Genomic DNA, 18,158 nt, shown 5'->3' with positions numbered 1-18,158 from the left:
ATTAGCTTTTCCGCCCCAATTCCCGCTCCGCGGCTTCCCGCTCCTGCGGCGTATTCACGTTGCGCAGCTCCTCGGCGGCGGGCGGTGTCAGCACGGCTACATCGGAGTTGATGAGGGCTTTGCGCGGGCAGGAATAGCCCAGAGCCAGAAACCGGAGCAGCGCCGCATAGCTCTGCGGCTCCCAGATGGTAATGAGCGGCTCCGGAAACTCGTTTTCCGGGCTCTGAAAGGCCGTGGCCATGCGGCCGGCCTGGCGGTGCTCCACCAGGTAGCGTAGCGTATTTTCCGAAAGAAAAGGCAGGTCGCAGGCTACTACCAGCCAGGCCGCATTGGGGTTTTGCCGGAAGGCGGAGAGGATGCCGCTCAGCGGGCCCAGGTCCAGAAACTGGTCGGGCAGGGGCTGCAGGCCGGCGGGTATATCCGCTACCTGATCCGGCCGGCAGGAAACAAATACTTCCTGGCACCAGGGCGCCAGCAACGCGGCGGCGTGGGCCCGCTGCTCCTCCTGGTGGTAGCGCAGGCGGCTTTTATCCGCCTGCATGCGCTGGCTGCGCCCCCCGGCAAGCACCAGCCCGAAGATTGGCGGTGTATGCTCCTGCCAGCACTGCCGCACCCAAGCCGCAATACCGGCGGTATCGTCCAAAGACAACACCGGCACCACCCGGCCCGCGGTGTGCTCCTGCAGGTAAGCCGGAATTTCCGTTTCTCCTTCCGAGAGTAAAAACAGCTGCACGTTGGTGAGGCGGTCCAGCTTGCGGTCCAGGGGTTTGCGGGGGTCAATGATGGCTATCTGCTGCTGCGCCCGGAAGTGGTTGCCGTTTACCAGCACCAGGCTCTGCTCGCCCAGCCACTGCTGCTGAGTAAACCGATCCAGGTTTTGGGGCAGATCCAGGCGGCGAAAGTGGATTTTATCGGTCAGCTCCGTGGCTCCGGCCTGCAGCACGGGGCTGAGTACATTTTCCGCCTCCGCGTCACCGGCGGCGTGGTCGGCATCTACATAAGCCACCCGCAGATCGGTAGTAAGATGGGGCAGCAGGCGCGCGGTTAGCTCTTTAATGATGCCGCAGGGCGCGCCCAGAATAGCCAGCTCGTGGCGGTTGAACTCGCCCACGGCGGGCCGCGCCATGGCGGCGTGTTTGGTATGGGCAGCGGCGTTATTCATCGTCGGAATAGTGAAAATCCTGTTTACCCCCGGTCTTGGACAACAGGCGGGTTTCCTGGATAATGATGTTGTGCGAAAGCGCCTTGCACATGTCGTACACCGTCAGGGCGGCCACCGAAGCGCCGATCAGGGCTTCCATTTCCACGCCGGTTTTTCCGGTTACGGAAGCCACGCACTCAATGACGATGGTATCCGGCTCGTACACCCGGATGTGCACCTGGCAGTCATCCAGCCCCATAGGGTGACACAAGGGAATCAAATCAGATGTTTTCTTGGCGGCCATAATGCCGGCCAGAATAGCCGTTTGAAACACCGGGCCTTTGCGCGTGGGCAGGTCGCCGTGCTGCACCAGCCGCAGAATATCAGCGCCCACCAGCACACGGCTGCGGGCCCGGGCTACGCGCCGCGTAACGGCCTTGGCCCCAACATCGACCATGGCGGGCTGCCCTGCGGCATTCAGGTGGGTGAGCTTGGAAGGAGAATCAGCCATACAAAAGAAATGAGGCGGAAGCTTTAGCTTGCGCCGGGGTGCAGAAATAACCGGAAACCACTGAAAAGGTATACGGCTTACGCTGGGCTCGTTGCTGCAAATTACCTGCTTTATGCTCACTGTTGACGAAGCTACCCGCCGCGTACTGTCCACCGTCCGTCCCCTGCCCGCCGAAACGATACCACTGCCGGAGGCGCTGGGCCGGGTGCTGCGCGAACCGCTGTACGCCGACCGCGACTTTCCGCCCTTCAATCGGGTGGCCATGGATGGCATTGCCGTAGCCTTTGCCGCCGTGGCTGCCGGTCAGCTCACCTTCCCTATTGAGCGCACCCAACTGGCCGGGCAGCCGCCCCTGCCCCTGCAGCAGCCCGGCGCCGCCATCGAAATCATGACCGGCGCTGCCCTGCCGCCCGGCACCGATACCGTGGTGCGCTACGAGGACCTGACTCTCACGGAACCCACTAACGGAACCCGCAGCGCTACCTTACAAGTGCCCCCGCCGGCCCCCGGCCACAACGTACACCCCCGCGCCGCCGACCGCCGCCAGGGCGACCTGCTGCTGCCCGCCGGCACGTTGTTGGGCGCGGCGGAGCTGGCCGTAGCCGCCACCATTGGCGCTGCCACATTAGCCGTTACGCGCCGCCCCAAAGTAGCCGTGGTCAGTACCGGTGATGAGCTGGTAGCCATTGCCGATACGCCCCTGCCCCACCAGATCCGGCGCTCCAACGCTTACATGCTGCAGGCCGCGGCGCAGCAGGCGAGTGCCCTGGTCAGTATTTTTCATTTTGATGATGATATGGCGGCGCTTCAGGCGGGTTTGCCGCCGCTGCTGCGGGAATATGATGCGGTGCTATTAAGCGGGGGCGTATCCAAGGGCAAAGCCGATTTTCTACCCCAGGCTCTGCAGGATGCCGGGGCCGAAGAGCTGTTCCATGAAGTGCAGCAACGGCCGGGCAAGCCGTTCTGGTTTGGCCGGTACCCGCAGGGGGCCGTGGTCTTTGCCCTGCCCGGTAATCCGGTATCCACTTTCGTGAATTACTACCGCTATGCGCAGCCGTGGCTGCAGGCTGTGCAGCAACCAGCCGCCCTCCTGCCGGCCCCAACCTACGCGGTGCTTACCCAGGAAGTAACGTTCCGCCCGCGCCTGACGCACTTCTTATTGGTGAGCCTGACTAGCGGACCCGACGGCCGCCTGCTGGCCACGCCCGAACGCGCCGGCGGCTCCGGCGACCTGGCCAGCCTGCTCTCCAGCGACGGTTTTCTGGAGCTGCCGGCGGAAACCGAACTCTTTGCGGCCGGCAGCGTCTGGCCGGTATGGCGGTTTCGCTAAGTAGCTTGGCTGTACAGAACCCAACTGCCCGCCCACCGAAAACGCCCCTGGATAGACATATCCAGGGGCGTTTTCGGTGGGCGGGCGGCGCTTACTTAAAGAGGTCCAGCGCCTTTATGAAGGTTTGCGACACCCCCCATAGCAGGGGAATGCCCACGTAGAGCCAAGCCAGCACCAGCTTCAGAGTGGAGGTAGGGGTAGCATCGGCCGCGGGGGCCGGGTTTATTCTGGTTTCCATCAGCAAAGTGACTTAAAAGTAAAAGACGAACACGCGGGAGAAATCAGGCCGCCACTTTGGGGGTGGCAGTTTCTTTCACGTGGTAGCGAGCATCCACGGCTTTTATCATCAGGTTGGCCAGAAAGCCAACCACCAGCAGGCCCGCCATGGTGTAAAACACGCTTTGGTAAGCCGCCGCACCTACCAGGCCTTTAGCCTTCTGACTATCCCGTAAGTAGTTCACCAGCAGCGGACCTAATACCCCGGCCGTAGACCAGGCGGTGAGCAACCGCCCGTGAATGGCGCCTACCTGCATGGTGCCAAACAAGTCGCGCAGATACGCTGGAACAGTGGAAAAACCACCGCCGTACATGCTCAAAATCACGCAGCAGGCTACTACAAATAGCGTGAGCGAGGCGTTAGCGGCCAGCGTGGGCACCAGCGCATACAGGGCAATGCCTAAGCCAAAGTAAATCATGTAGGTAGGCTTGCGCCCCAGCTTATCCGAGGCCGACGACCAGAAGAAGCGACCCAGCAGGTTAAACAAGCTGAGCAGGCCCACAAAGCCGGCGGCGGCCGCCGCCGTTACGCCCTTGCCCGCGCCCATTGCCGCATCGGAGAAGGAGTCCTGAATGAGCGGCGAGGCCGATTCCAGCACGCCAATGCCGGCGGTTACGTTCATACACAGCACTACCCACAGCAGCCAGAACTGCGGCGTTTTAATAGCGGTGTCGGCGTCTACATTGGCCGTGGTAATCAGAGCGCTGCGCTGGGCATTGGGCACGTAGCCGGCTGGTTTCCAGCCCTCGGCGGGCACCCGTATGGTGAATACGCCCACCATCATAAATGCCAGATAAATCAGGCCCATGGTAATGAACGTGGGTGCTACGCCCATAGGGGCCGTGTCTTTGAAGTACGACATGAGGGCTACGGCCAGCGGAGAGCCAATCATGGCGCCGCCCCCAAAGCCCATGATGGCCATGCCCGTAGCCACGCCGGGCCGGTCAGGAAACCATTTGATCAGGGTGCTGACCGGCGAGATATAGCCGATGCCCAGGCCGATGCCGCCTACAAAGCCGTAGCCAAAATACACCAGCCAGATGCTATGTAGGCTTACACCCAGGGCCGAGATTAGAAAGCCGCCGCCAAAGCATAGTGCCGAAGCCATCATGGCCTTGCGCGGACCTACCCGCTCCAGCCATTTGCCAAACACCGCGGCCGAAAGGCCCAGCAGCACAATGGCAATGGAGAAGATAACGGCCAGCTGGCCGGGCGTCCAGTCCGTGGGGGCGGGGGCATCTACGTTGCCGCTGATGAGGGCCCCCATGGGTTTTTTGAAGACGCTGAAAGCATAGGCCTGGCCAATAGCCAGGTGAATGGCCAGGGCCGCGGGCGGTACCAGCCAGCGGCTGTATCCGGGGCCGGCCACGCTATGACTGCGGTCCAGAAAAGAAGCTACTGCCATGAATAGGGGGGTGTAAATGGTGGGATACCCGGGTACGAGCGTGTACTTTCTTACGAAGCCGGGTCATTCGCTAAGAGGGTAGGTAAGTAGCGCGTTTTTTAGCTGGTTATCAACGAAATGTGCAGTTTTTTTGCTCATTTGCTATAGCTAAACCCTGGCCCGGAATATGGCCGCTCCGGCTGCCCACCCATCGGGCCTCATGACCACAAAAAAAGCCCCGCCGAAGCGGGGCTTGTATGCCTTGATTTGAAACGGTGTTATTCGGCCACTACTTTGCCGAGGTCTTTCACGTCCCGGCTGGTTTCCATGGTGACAAACTCGGCCTGCAGGGCCCGGATGCGGAGCTCATCGCGGGCGCGCAGATCCAGGCGGATCTGCTGCAGCCGGTTATTGAGGCGGCGATAGATGGCGGTGGCATAGTCCCAGTCGCGCTGCGTCCATTGCCGGCGCAGGGTGCGCGTCTGGCGCAGCAGCTGCGTGTAGGCAGGCTCTATGTTTTCTACCGTGAGCTGCTCAATATTGGCGTAGGTGCCCAGCAACTGCTGCGTGAAGGCGCTGGTGGCGCCGGTATCCAGCGGCTGCCGGTTGCGGGCGCGGGAGGCAGAATCCCAGCGGCTGGCCCGGCTGGCGGCTGTTTTGGCTTTCTGCGCTGCTCTCTCGGCCAGGGTATCCAGTTCGCGTACTTCCTGGCGTACGGCTTCCTGTCGCTCGCGGGGAGTTGAATCGCAGGCGGAGGTAAGTACCAGGGTACCCAATAGCGCCGTAGCAGGCAGAAAGCGGAATAAGTTCATTTTCATAGCGCTAACATACGGCCTAATGGCCCCCGGGGATATAGTCGCTTAGGGCTTTAGGCGAAAGTTGAAGGGCATTTCGTACACCACTGGTACGGCATGGCTGCCCCGGCGGGCCGGAATCCACTGCTGCGGTATGTTTTTCGCTACCCGCATGGCTTCCTCGTCGCAGCCGGCGCCAATGCCCAGCAGCACGTGATAATCTGAGGCCTGCCCCAGGGTATCAATCACAAACGTAACAATGACTTTACCCTGCACATTCTTGTCCTGGGCCATGGTGGGGTAGTTCAGCTTGCTGACGTAGGTACCCAGCAGCGCATCGCCGCCCAAAAACAGCGGCGGCTGATCAACCCGGCCGTTTGTCCAAGCATTTTTTTCCTTAACCTGATACACCCGGTCTTCTACCGGGCGGTAGAAAAGCAGCTTGTTTTTGCTGTGGTCGTACTTCTGGGCCAGCACCTGCGTCCCGTCGCGGGTGTAGGCGTAGTACTCCCAAACGCCTACTTTATTGCCTTTTTCTATCGTGCCACTTTCGTATTCGGTTTTACGAACGCGCTGGGCCAGACTACTTTGGCAAAGGCAACACAAAAAGAAAAAAAGAAGAAGTAAAGAACGGGCCATAGCTCGATATAAAAGGGTGGGTGGGAAAATTTTTACTTGTTTTGTTCTATTTCTAGCCAACTTCCAAAAAGCGCTTTCCTGCAAATTATCAGAGGCTTCCGTCTTCAACTAAAGAAATGGCTTGGCTAAAGGACCAGAACACACTCTGCCATTTATCCGGGAAATATACAAAAATTGAATTTAACTCCGCAAGAATACAGCCACTTAGCCGCTCACAAATCAGGGAGTTTTCGCCCGAGAACCGGCTACTCCGTGAGCAAGTTGGGCTGATTTTGGGCGGGCCGTTAATTATCTGCTTCGGGCAGCTGGTCGCGCAAATCCCGGATGCGCGCCTGCAGGCCGGGCATTTGCGGGCACAGGCGCGCAAGGCGCTGCAGAATGCGCAGTGCTCCGCGCTCATCGCCCAGCAACTGGAGCATGCCGGCCCAGCCGCTCAGAGCACCAAAGTGGCGGGGTTCAAGGCGCAGCGTTTCCTGAATATCGAGCAGAGAGGCACGGTAGCCGCCCCGCAGATAGTGGGCGGTGGCGCGCTTGTTCCAGCCTTCGGCCCAAGTGGGGCGCTGCTCAACTAAATGGGTAAATTCCGCAATGGCCCGGGTATATTCTTCGGCGGCCAGGGCCCGCATGCCTTCTTCCAGGTGCTTGTTCAGGGCCGGGTCGCCGGAGTCGAGCCATACTTCCCAAATAGCGTGCTGCACGGCGGCAATTTCTACCGGGGCAGATGCCTTCCGCAGCAGCTCAAACAATTCATCCAGGGACTGCGACATAAACGGGCCAATAGAAAAATTGTGCCAGCCCCGGCCAGGGTTCAGAACTAGTATACGTATTTTGGCGCCCCCATGACAACGTACGAACAACTCTTCGAGAACAACCGCCAGTGGGTGGCGCAGAAAACGGCCCAGGACCCGGACTTTTTCATCAAGCTTTCCCGCGAGCAGCGTCCCGAGTATTTATTCATTGGTTGCTCCGATTCGCGGGTGCCGGCCAATGAGATTATGGGTCTGGATGCGGGCGAGGTATTCGTGCACCGCAACATTGCCAACGTGGTGCCCAACACCGACCTGAACGTGCTGTCGGTTATCAACTACGCCATAGAGCACCTGCAGGTGAAGCGCATTATTGTGTGCGGGCACTACCAGTGCGGCGGCGTGCGGGCCGCCATGGAAAGCAAGGACCTGGGCATTCTGAACCCCTGGCTGCGCAACATCCGCGACGTGTACCGCCTGCACGCCCAGGAGCTGAATCAGATAGCGGATGATACGGCCCGCTACAAGCGCCTGGCCGAGCTAAACGTGCTGGAGCAGTGCATCAACGTCATTAAAACCGCTGAGGTGCAGCAGAGCTATCTGGAAAAAGGATACCCGGAGGTGGAAGGCTGGATTTTTGACCTGCACAACGGGCAGCTGATTGATTTGAAAATCGATTTTAAAGCCCGCCTGCAGCAGATTCAGCAAATCTATAACCTGACGGGCCAGTCTCACCATTAAGCCGGGGAGGCCACCAGGCTACGCGGGTGAAACCGCTGCACATACTTCCGGTAAGCTGCTACTTCCGCCGCCGCCTGCATTTCGGTCCAGTTAAGGTGTCGGCAGGCTACTTCGGCGGCGGCCTCTGCCACGTCTAACCCGGCGGCGGCATTCAGCCCCAGCATGGTGCGGCGCAGCAGGCAGTCGGTTAGGGTTTGGGCCTGCTCCTGCTGCACGGCAAACACGATTTCGGCTGCCAATGTAGGCGAGTCCGGCGTGAGAGGTTGGAGCAGGTCAGGCGTGGCAGTGGCTAGGTGTAGCAACTGGGCGGTGCGCCGCCCGTAAATGCGCACCAGACGCTCCAGGGTGGCCTTGGGCACAGCCGGAAACTCCTTGAGCAACTGCTGCTGAAAGCCGGCTGTTTCCTCCGCGGGCAATGCGCCGGGCAACGGCGTATGTGCCGTAGCACAGGCACCGCAGGGCTTCACGAGGCGCTTGCATAACAGATTCACCACTTCCTCGGCCAGACTCCGATAGGTGGTGAGCTTGCCCCCTACCACTGAGAACAGCCCTTTGATACCCGCGGAGTCCTGGTGCACGAAATGCCGTCGGGTAATACCGGCCTCGCGGCCGGCCGGCACAAAGGGCAGCGGCCGCACCCCGGCATAGGTATACAACACCTGCTCCGGGGCAAGCCGTGCCCGGGGAAACAGCCGATTGGTTTCGGCCAGTAAATAGGCTATTTCATCCGCGGTGGCTTCTATCTGGTCCAGGCTGCCGGTGTAGCGCGTGTCGGTGGTGCCAATGAGGTAGAGGTTGTTCCAGGGCAGAATGAAGAATGGGCGACCATCCGTATGGGCTTCGGCATATAGGCCTACTGCCGGTGCCCCTGTAAAAGGCGCCACTACCAGGTGCGTGCCTTTGGTGCCGGCCACCAGCGGGGAAATGGCCGGGGACTTACCGGCCAGCACAGCATCTACCCAGGGGCCGGCCACATTCACCACCAGCGGGGCGTGGGCAGTATGCTGCTCGCCGGTCAGCAGGTTGGTGCAGGTGATACCGCGCACCTGGCCCTGCTCGGTCAGCAGGCGGTCGGCGCGGGTGTAGGTGAGCACCTGGGCACCCAGCGCCCGGGCCGCCAGCACATTTTCTACCGTGAGGCGCTCGGGAAACGTTACCTGGGCATCATAGTACAACGCGCCGCCTTGTAAGCCCTCGGTACGCAAACCTTCCGCACGGGCTAAGGTGCCGGCGCGGAAAAGCATCTGGTGCCGGGGCAGCGACTTATCCCAGGAAAGCATATCGTAGGCCACCATGCCTACCCGCATAGTAAACGGCCCGCGCCGGGCGCCCTGGTATAAGGGTACAAGCAAGGGCAAGGGGTGCACCAGATGGGGCGCTATGCGCAGCAGCGTTTCCCGCTCCCGCAGCGACTCCCGCACCAATCCCAGCTCCGCGTGCTCCAGGTAGCGCAATCCGCCGTGTATCAGGCGGGTAGACCAGCTGGTGGTGCCGCTGGCTATATCTCCTTTGTCCACCAGCAGCACCTGCAGGCCGCGTTGGGCAGCATCGTGCGCAATGCCAGCGCCGTTGATGCCTGCCCCGATGAGAATGACATCATAGACCGGTGGTTGCTGAGGAAAAGGCTGCTGAAGCGGCATAGAACAGGTTTACTGCTTCATAAGATACGGAACCGGGGTCTGCCGTTGAACAAATTAACTGCTTATGCGAGGCTTAGCCTTAGAAACCAGAGCAGGAAGGATTTATAAGGAATTTAAATAATCATAGATAATTTTTAGTTATTCCATTTTTTTTCAGAATTATCCTAATTAGATTTAAAGCACAAATATATCTTATAAGAATTCTATTGAGCTTGAAACAGGCTCATAAGCTTGATAACAATCTCATCCTCAGCGGGGAGCCAAGTCCATATTTTTCTCATCTACACACCTACCCATCAGATTTTTTGTATGAGTATTTATCTACTTACCAGACACAAAACCAGTTTTAGGAGCTACGGCTTCCTGTTGTTTTGGTTGCTTAGCCTTACCGGCATAACAACAAGCTACGCGCAGACATCGGTCCCGGAGGGTTATGCGCCTACCATTATCTCAGACAAGGATGACTACGCGCCGGGCGAAACGGCGCACATCATGGGTAGTGGCTGGACCGCCGACCAGATGGTGCACGTGGAGTTTAAGGAGGAGCCGGATTACCCGGATTACCACGTGTATGATGTGGCGGTGAAGGAAGATGGGACGTGGCAGATAGATTATGCTATTGAGCAACGGCACCTGGGGGTGAAGTTCACGGTGACGGCCGCGGGGCAAGGAAGCGGCTTTAAGGCGATGACTGTATTTACTGATGCAAATGTATCTTTCAGTATCACTGGCCTTCCTTCAGGAACTTCCTTTAATATACCAGTATATTTTTCCAATGCAACGGGGAGTGGAGCTACTAGTACCCTTACGCCAGTACCCTCTAGCGCATCTTTGGCTGTTAAAAACAACACTAAGCTCTATTTCACTTATCCCTTAACCTTTTTAGGCAGTGATAATGTGACATACAAGGCGTCCTCCTTTAACCCCGCCAGTTTAGGCTCTGGTAACGCCCCGAATAACATTACTTATGAAGAGACTATAGATGTACCCTCAGGATTAGTGAATATCACTTGTGCTTACGCCCCGGCTCCTCCTACACTAACTTTAATTACACCCACAATTAAAAATGTAAATGATGCGGGTTTCACTCTAAACGTAACTGGGACTAACTTTCTACCAACAGCGAAGGTGCAGTTTAATGGCGTTGATCGACCTACTACTTACGTAAGTGCTACTTCCCTTAAGGCTACTATTCCAGCTAGCGACTTAACTACAGCAAAGTCAATTTCCGTTACAGTTTTTACGCCAGCACCAGGAGGAGGAACATCGAGTATCGTCAGTTTTAAAGTGAATGGTAAACCTACAGCTACTGATGATGTAGCCTCTGTCAATGAAGATGCTACTCTCAATAGTGCCTCTAGCTCAGTGCTTGCAAATGATACGGATAATGATAGTTCAACTCCTAATGCTCCCTATTCTGGTCTCACCGCTATACTAGCTTCAGGCCCGGCGCACGGTACGCTCACACTGAATTCCGATGGCACTTATACCTACATTCCAATTGCCAATTACAACGGATCTGATTCTTTTACTTATCAAGCAAGGGACACCGACGGAGCAGTAAGTAATTTAACTACCGTTTCCATTACAGTGAATTCCGTTAACGATGCCCCAACTGGTGCAAACAAAACAGTTACCACGTTAGAGGATACGGATTATACTTTTACAGCTGCTGATTTCGGTTTCTCCGATACCGATGGCAACAGCCTGGCAGCCGTGAAAGTTACTACCCTGCCCTCGGCCGGGATACTAAAGCTCAACGGTTCGCCCGTAACAGCGGGACAAGTTATTCCGGCCGCTAGCGTGGCAAGTTTAACTTTCTCCCCTACTCTGAATGCTAATGGTGCTGGCTATACTAGCTTCACGTTCCAAGTGCAGGATAATGGCGGTTCCAGTAATGGTGGCCTCGACCTAGATCAGTCGCCTAATACCCTTACCCTCAATGTAACTCCAATAAACGATGCCCCCGTGGCTGAAGCACAAAGCGTAACCACGGATGAGGATGTAGCCGTTGCTATTGCGCTAACTGGAACGGCTATAGAAGGAGATGCCCTGACTTATAGCATAGTAGGAAACCCTGCTCATGGCTCAGTATCTGGATCAGGCGGTACGTTCACCTATACGCCCCATGCCGATTACAACGGCACCGATTCGTTTACTTTCAAGGCAAAAGATGGAGCGCTGGATTCCGCGCCGGCCGCCGTTTCTATCACGGTCACTGCTGTGAATGACGCCCCCGTAGCTACAGCGCAATCTGTTAGCACGGATGAGGACATGAGCAAATCGGGCACACTGACCGGCACTGACATTGACAGCTCTGTATTAACGTTTGCGCTAGGCGCCCAAGCCACTTACGGTACAGTTACGGTGCAATCAAACGGCAGCTACACCTACATACCAGCAGCCAATTACAACGGCCCCGACTCCTTTACCTTCACAAGCAACGATGGCAGCCTGACTTCCTTAGCCGCTACGGTTTCTATAACGATGAATGCGGTGAATGATGTACCGGTAGCTACCGCGCAAAATGTAACCACCGAAGAGGACGCGGCCGTGGAAATTGTACTCGCTGGCACCGATGTAGATAATGACCCACTTACTTATACGCCGGGCAGTGTTAATTACGGATCCCTGGCGCAGAAAGCAGGCACCAGCAATACCTACATTTTCACACCAGAAGCCAACTATAATGGCCCTGCTGCCTTCAGTTTCACGATCAACGATGGCACATTAATTTCTACTCCGGCCACCGTGTCAATTACGGTCGATGCCGTGAATGATGCGCCAGTAGTAGCTCAGGCAATTTCTGATATTTCAGTGCTGGAAGATGCCACTAACACGGAATTGAATCTGAGCAACACATTTACGGATGTAGACATTGCCACCAATTCAGACGCTTTAGCTTTAACAGTATCCGGTAATACCAATCCAGCTCTCGTTACGGCTAGCTATAACACTGCTACTAAGAAACTAACTCTGACATACAGTGCTAATCAGTCAGGCACTGCTAGGATCAAGGTAAAAGCTACCGATAACTCCTCCGCAGTCGTTGAAGACGAGTTTGTTGTAAACGTAGCGCCAGTTAACGACGCGCCAGGCTTTGTAAAAGGTGCTGATCAGATAATAGACGAAGATGCCAGCACGCAAAGTGTAAGTAACTGGGCTGCAAACGTCAGCGCAGGGCCTAGTGATGAACAAGAGCAGCAGGCTCTGGCTTTTAATGTATCGAATGACAATAACAACCTTTTTTCAATCCAGCCTAGCCTTGCTGCTAATGGGACGTTAACCTACACGCCGGCGGCCAATACCTATGGCTCAGCCACTGTGCATGTAAGCTTGCAGGATGATGGTGGTACCGCCAATGGTGGAGTTAATGAAAGTGCTACCCAAGAATTCACTATCACGGTGAATTCGGTCAACGATGAGCCAGCAGGCACAGATAATACGCTCACTACGCTGGAGGATACAAATTATACTTTTGCAGCGACAGATTTCGGTTTCTCGGATACCGATGGCAACAGCCTGTCCGGCGTGAAAATCACAACGCTGCCCGCCGCAGGGACGCTTAAGCTCAGTGGTTCCCCGGTAACAGCAGCGCAACTGGTTCCAGCCGCTAGTCTGGCAAATCTATCCTTCTCCCCTGCCCTGAACGCCAACGGGACCAGCTATAGCAGCTTCACTTTCCAGGTGCAGGATAATGGCGGCACCAGTAATGGAGGCCTCGACCTGGACCCAACCCCCAATACCATTACCCTGGACGTCACCCCGGTTAACGATGCCCCCGTGGCTGAGGCGCAAAGCGTCTCCACCGAGGAGGATGTAGCCAAATTGATTACTCTGACGGGAACGGATATAGAAGGGGATGCCCTGACTTATAGCATAGTAGGAAACCCTAATAATGGCTCCGTATCCGGGTCTGGCCATACTTTCACGTATACGCCTAACGCCGATTACTATGGCTCCGACTCGTTTACTTTTAAAGTGAATGATGGGGCGCTGGATTCCGCACCGGCTACTGTGTCTATCACGGTAACGCCCGTCAACGATGCGCCTACCTTGGCAGCTATTTCTGCACCAGAGGCTATTAATGAAGATGCCCCTGAGCAGACCATGTTGCTTAGTGGAATTAGTAGTGGAGCAGCCAACGAAGTACAGACACTTACGGTAACGGCAACTTCCGACAACACGTCCCTTATCGATAATATAGCAGTGCTTTATACCAGCCAGGAAGTTACTGGCAGCTTAAAGTATACCCCTAAGGCTAACCAGTATGGCTCTGCTTTGATTACTGTAAAAGTGAATGACGGAGACCTGGAGGTATCCAGAACCTTTACCATCACCGTCAATGCCGTCAACGACGCGCCTTCCTTCACGAAAGGCGCTGACCAGACAGTGCTGGAAGACGCCGGGGCGCAGAGTGTCGCCTGGGCGACGGCCATCAGTGCCGGGCCTGCCAACGAGAGTACTCAACAGGTGACCTTTGTGGTGAGCAATACCAACACAACCCTGTTCACCAGCACCGGCCAGCCCGCTATTGATGCCACTGGCCAGCTCACGTATACGCCCGCAGCTAATGCCAACGGTGTTGCCACTCTTCAGGTAACGCTGACTGATGATGGCGGCACTACTTATGGCGGGGTAGCACAAAGCGCGGAGCAAACTTTTACTATCAACATCACGCCGGTGAATGACGCTCCGGTGGCCATGAAAGACACGGGAACAGTAAACGAGGATTCCGCACTATATGGGGGCTCGGTAGTGGCCAATGATACTGATGTGGATGATGCTACCTTGACGGCCGTACTAGTGACAGGCCCGGCACATGGTTCGCTCACGCTCAACCCCGACGGCAGCTACACCTACACCCCGGCCACGAATTACAACGGCCCCGACTCCTTCACCTACAAAGCCCAGGATGCCGCCCACGCTGCAAGCAACCTGGCCACAGTAGCCCTGACTGTAACGGCCGTGAATGATGCGCCGGTGGCCGATGCTACCACCATCAGCACGAATGAGGACACAGAGAAAACCGGCACCCTGACGGGCTCAGATATTGAAGGCTACAGCCTGATGTTTGCCCTCGGTACGGCCCCGTTACACGGCACCGCCTGGGTGCTGGCGAACGGCAGCTTTAGCTATAAGCCAGCCGCTGACTACAACGGCCCGGACTCATTCACCTTCACGGTGAATGATGGGGAGTTAACATCGGCTGTTGCCACCGTTTCTCTGACTGTTAACGCAGTGAATGATGTGCCCACGCTGGCTGCTATATCTGCCCCAGCTGCTATCAATGAAGATGCCTCCGAGCAAACCCTCTCGCTGAGCGGCATCAGCACCGGAGCCGCCAACGAAACCCAAACGCTAACCGTGACGGCCATCTCTGGAAATACAGCGCTGCTGGCTAATCCTACCGTAGTTTATACCAGCCCTGAGGGCACTGGCACGCTTAAATACACCCCCACAGCCAACCAGTTTGGCTCAGCTACGGTAACGGTGAAAGTTAGTGATGGTGAAGCTGAAACGACTCAGAGCTTTACCGTTACGGTTAATCCGATTAACGATGCTCCTTCCTTCACGAAAGGCATTGACCAGGTGGTAAATGAAGATGCCGCAGCGCAAACTATCAGTGGCTGGGCTACGGCCCTCAGCGCCGGCCCCGCTAACGAGGCAACACAGACGCTGAGCTTTGTGGTGAGCAACTCCAATACCGGTTTGTTTGCTGCCCAGCCAGCGGTAGACGCCACCGGTAAGCTTACGTATACGCCGGCTGCCAATGCCAATGGGGTAGCCACCGTCAGTGTAAATATTAAAGACACTGGGGGCGTTGCTGCTGGTGGTATAGCGGAAAGCGAGATACAGACATTCACCATTACGGTTAATGCCGTCAACGATGCGCCTTCCTTCACCAAAGGCGCCGACCAGATTGTTCTGGAAGACGCCGGAGCACAGAGTATCACCTGGGCAACGGCCATCAGTGCCGGGCCTGCCAACGAGAGTACTCAACAGGTGACCTTTGTGGTGAGCAATACCAACACAACCCTGTTCACCAGCACTGGGCAGCCTGCTATTGATGCCACTGGCCGGCTCACCTACACCCTGGCTCCTAATGCCAACGGGGCAGCCACGATAAGCGTCAAACTGCAAGACAATGGCGGAGTAGCGAATAGTGGCACTGATGAAAGCGTGGCCCAGAGTTTTACCATCACGGTAAATCCTGTCAACGACATGCCGGTCATCACCAGTATCACTGCTCCCACTGCCCCTATGGCCATTAATACAGCAGTGAATGTGAGTGCCGTGTTTACCGATGTAGACGCCTTCGCAGCTGGTAATTATACCGCAACCTGGAATTGGGACGATGGCAGCACTTCTACCGGAACGGTTTCCGTCGTCAGTGGCGTGCTGACTGTCACGGGCTCCTATACCTACAAAACTCCCGGTGTATACAACCTCACGCTCAGCCTGACCGATAATGGAGGCAGTAGTGCAACTGCTACTGCGGCGGCGCCCTTACAAGCCACTCCGCTCACCTATCAGTATGTGGTTATTTATGACCCCAACGGAGGCTTTGTTACGGGTGGCGGTTGGATCTGGTCGCCAAAAGGAGCCCTCCGTACAAACACCGCGGCAGAAGGCAAAGCCAACTTCGGCTTTGTGGCCAAGTATAAAAAAGGCTCCACCACGGTAGTAGAGGGCAACACCGAATTCCAGTTTAAGGCCGGTGATGTAAACTTTAACAGTACCTCCTATGAAGCTGCCCGCCTGGTCATTTCCGGGAGCAAGGCCAGCTATAAAGGTGTAGGAACAATTAATGGCACCGGCAACTATGGCTTTATGACCTCGGCCGTAGATGGCCAATACAATGGGGATACCAAGGTCGACCGTTTCCGTATCAAAATATGGGATGTAGCCACCAGCGCCATTGTGTACGACAACCTGCTGGACAACCAGGCGGATAACTTCGATTTGGTCAATGCTCCAACTACTGTTATCCAGGGAGGCTCCATCGTCATCCACAATCCTGACGTGAAGACCAGCACCAAGACCAGCACGCTGACAACCACAGATGGCCCAGCCCCTGCCGCAGCATCGAAGGCGACTTTCTCCAACTTCCCCAATCCCTTCTCCGAGAAAACAACCCTCACCTTCGCGCTGGACAAGGATGACAGCTATGAGCTAACGCTGTACGATGCCAAAGGCATGCTCATGAAGCGAATTCAAACAGGCACTGCCGAAGCCGGCCGGGTTTATTCCTTTGAGCTGAGTGGCCGGGAACTGGCGGAGGGCATCTACTTCGCCCGCCTGGTAACGTCCTCCAAAGTGCAGACGATGCGAATAGCCGTCCGGAAATAGTTTGTAAAACCGGGGCCGTGCCTGGACAAGGTCATGGCCCCGGCTACAGCTAGACTTAACAAAGAAAAGGGCCTGACTGTCTGGAAAGACAATCAGGCCCTTTTAGGTAGCGGGGACTGGACTCGAACCAGTGACCTTTGGGTTATGAGCCCAACGAGCTACCAACTGCTCCACCCCGCACTGTTTGGTTCTGCAAATGTACGAGCCTTTTTGGGAAAAGCATGATTCAGAGCAAAAAAACCATGACCCGAGAGTTTGACACCTGATAATCAGGGCCTTTTTTTAGCAAAAATCAGACAGGCCAGGAAAGGAAAATTTTATTCTATTCAGCTAAACAGTAAAAATATTACGTAAGCGTTTTTCAATTGAATGATTCACATTTTATCCTCCGATACCTAATGAACCTTACTTTCATATCCCTACGCGGAGCAAAAGCATGGTTGTTGCCGGCTTTATGCGCCGGAATGCTGACAGCCTGCAGCACGGAAACCAAAACTGAGCAAACCACCACGAATGTGGCCACCGATAGTACCGGCATGGCCACGACCACCAGCGATACTGCCACAACCGGCGCGCAAAAGCCCCTGAAACCTGCCGGGCCGGCACCCAGCTGGGCCCCAAACATAGGCCCGGAAATGCAGGTGGTTATTGATAAGCTGGCCAGCTTAAGTGGCCCCACGCCTCCGGAAAAACTCACCCCCCAGGAAGTGCGCAAGGCTCCTTCACCTACCGATGCGGTAATGGCCGTGATGCAGGAGCATGGTATTCCCATGCCGGCTTCCCCGCTGGATACCGTCACGAAAGAGGTAGCACCAGGAGTTAGAGCCCGCATCTATACGCCACGCGGCGCCACAGGTCCGCTGCCGGTAGTAGTGTATTACCACGGCGGTGGCTGGGTCATTGCCAACCTCGATACCTATGACCCATCTGTGCGGGCCCTGGCCGAGAAAACGGGCGCCATTTTCGTATCGGTGGCTTACCGGCAGGCGCCGGAACACAAATTCCCGACGGCTCATAACGATGCCTTTGCAGCCTACCAGTGGGTACTGAAGAATGCCGCTTCCATCAACGGCGACCCTAAGCGCGTAGCCGTGGCCGGAGAAAGCGCCGGCGGCAACTTAGCCGCTAACGTCTGCATTATGGCCCGCGACAAAGGCCTTGCCCAGCCTAAACACCAGCTGCTGGTCTATCCCATTGCCGGCTACGATATGAATACGCCCTCGTATCAGAAAAACGCCAACGCCAAGCCCCTGAGCAAGCCTTTCATGGCCTGGTTCTTCAAGCACTACCTACGCACCCCCGCCGACGGTAACAGCCCCCTGATTTCGCTGGTGAAAGTGACCAACCTGAAAGGCCTGGCCCCCGCCACGGTTATCGGGGCGGGTATCGACCCACTGATGAGTGAAGGGAAAGCCTACGCCGACAAGCTGCAGGCCGCCGGCATTCCGGTGAAGTACCAGAGTTATGACAACGTAACCCACGAATTCTTTGGCATGGGCACCGTAGTACCTCAAGCCCGCGAAGCCCAGGACCTGGCCGCCAGCCAGCTGAAGGCCGCGCTGAAATAAGACTAATAGCTGATAATAAAAGCCGCTGTGGTAT

Annotated in this window: 12 protein-coding genes and 1 tRNA gene; 4 read left to right on the top strand and 9 right to left on the bottom strand. The window is 56.3% G+C overall.

Annotated features, from left to right (window positions below):
• Position 1: 1 nt before the first annotated feature.
• A complete protein-coding gene (locus tag AM218_RS16610) occupies positions 2–1,162 on the bottom strand; it encodes an NTP transferase domain-containing protein (RefSeq protein WP_231717505.1) in 1,161 nt (386 codons plus the stop codon).
• Complete coding sequence (moaC, locus tag AM218_RS15000) at positions 1,155–1,652, bottom strand: cyclic pyranopterin monophosphate synthase MoaC (RefSeq protein WP_054414721.1); 498 nt, start codon at positions 1,650–1,652, stop codon at positions 1,155–1,157. The genes AM218_RS16610 and moaC overlap by 8 nt, the downstream gene beginning before the upstream one ends.
• A 112-nt stretch (positions 1,653–1,764) precedes the next feature.
• Between moaC and AM218_RS14995 the strand changes: the two genes are divergently transcribed.
• The gene (locus AM218_RS14995) at positions 1,765–2,982 is read left to right on the top strand and encodes a molybdopterin molybdotransferase MoeA (protein ID WP_054414720.1); all 1,218 of its coding nucleotides are present in this window, start codon (positions 1,765–1,767) and stop codon (positions 2,980–2,982) included.
• A 91-nt stretch (positions 2,983–3,073) separates the two neighbouring features.
• On the opposite strand, the gene AM218_RS16950 is transcribed toward AM218_RS14995, so the two are convergent.
• The 5 genes from AM218_RS16950 to AM218_RS14975 form a co-directional block, all read right to left on the bottom strand.
• Positions 3,074–3,220 (bottom strand): MFS transporter small subunit, encoded by a 147-nt coding sequence (locus tag AM218_RS16950; RefSeq protein WP_197273983.1) that lies wholly within the window; start codon positions 3,218–3,220, stop codon positions 3,074–3,076.
• A 43-nt stretch (positions 3,221–3,263) separates the two neighbouring features.
• Positions 3,264–4,664: an L-lactate MFS transporter gene (locus AM218_RS14990; RefSeq protein ID WP_054414719.1), complete on the bottom strand. Its 1,401-nt coding sequence runs from the start codon at positions 4,662–4,664 to the stop codon at positions 3,264–3,266.
• A gap of 257 nt (positions 4,665–4,921) precedes the next feature.
• On the bottom strand, positions 4,922–5,461 hold the full coding sequence (locus AM218_RS14985; protein WP_054414718.1) for a hypothetical protein: 540 nt from the start codon (positions 5,459–5,461) through the stop codon (positions 4,922–4,924).
• A 42-nt stretch (positions 5,462–5,503) separates the two neighbouring features.
• Positions 5,504–6,076: an energy transducer TonB gene (locus AM218_RS14980; RefSeq protein WP_054414717.1), complete on the bottom strand. Its 573-nt coding sequence runs from the start codon at positions 6,074–6,076 to the stop codon at positions 5,504–5,506.
• Positions 6,077–6,360: 284 nt separating this feature from the next.
• Positions 6,361–6,843 carry a tetratricopeptide repeat protein gene (locus AM218_RS14975; RefSeq protein ID WP_054414715.1) on the bottom strand — a complete coding sequence of 161 codons (483 nt, stop codon included), beginning with the start codon at positions 6,841–6,843 and terminating at the stop codon, positions 6,361–6,363.
• Positions 6,844–6,915: 72 nt separating this feature from the next.
• Here AM218_RS14975 and AM218_RS14970 point away from each other — a divergent pair, with 72 nt between their 5' ends.
• Entirely contained in the window at positions 6,916–7,563 is a 648-nt protein-coding gene (locus tag AM218_RS14970) for a carbonic anhydrase (protein WP_054414713.1), read from the top strand.
• On the opposite strand, the gene glpD is transcribed toward AM218_RS14970, so the two are convergent.
• Entirely contained in the window at positions 7,560–9,203 is a 1,644-nt protein-coding gene (gene glpD / locus AM218_RS14965) for a glycerol-3-phosphate dehydrogenase (protein WP_054414712.1), read from the bottom strand. The two genes, AM218_RS14970 and glpD, sit on opposite strands and share 4 nt — an antisense overlap.
• A gap of 309 nt (positions 9,204–9,512) precedes the next feature.
• Between glpD and AM218_RS14960 the strand changes: the two genes are divergently transcribed.
• Entirely contained in the window at positions 9,513–16,556 is a 7,044-nt protein-coding gene (locus AM218_RS14960; protein ID WP_082318260.1) for a tandem-95 repeat protein, read from the top strand.
• Positions 16,557–16,663: 107 nt separating this feature from the next.
• On the opposite strand, the gene AM218_RS14955 is transcribed toward AM218_RS14960, so the two are convergent.
• Positions 16,664–16,736 (bottom strand) — tRNA-Met (locus tag AM218_RS14955).
• Positions 16,737–17,020: 284 nt separating this feature from the next.
• Between AM218_RS14955 and AM218_RS14950 the strand changes: the two genes are divergently transcribed.
• Entirely contained in the window at positions 17,021–18,124 is a 1,104-nt protein-coding gene (locus AM218_RS14950) for an alpha/beta hydrolase (protein ID WP_071843810.1), read from the top strand.
• Positions 18,125–18,158: the final 34 nt, after the last annotated feature.

It is taken from the genome of Hymenobacter sp. DG25A (genome assembly GCF_001280305.1).
In the GTDB taxonomy this organism is placed as follows: Bacteria; Bacteroidota; Bacteroidia; order Cytophagales; family Hymenobacteraceae; genus Hymenobacter.
The sequence above is the reverse complement of the archived record's forward strand: the minus strand, read 5'-3'. Positions and strand labels throughout refer to the sequence as shown.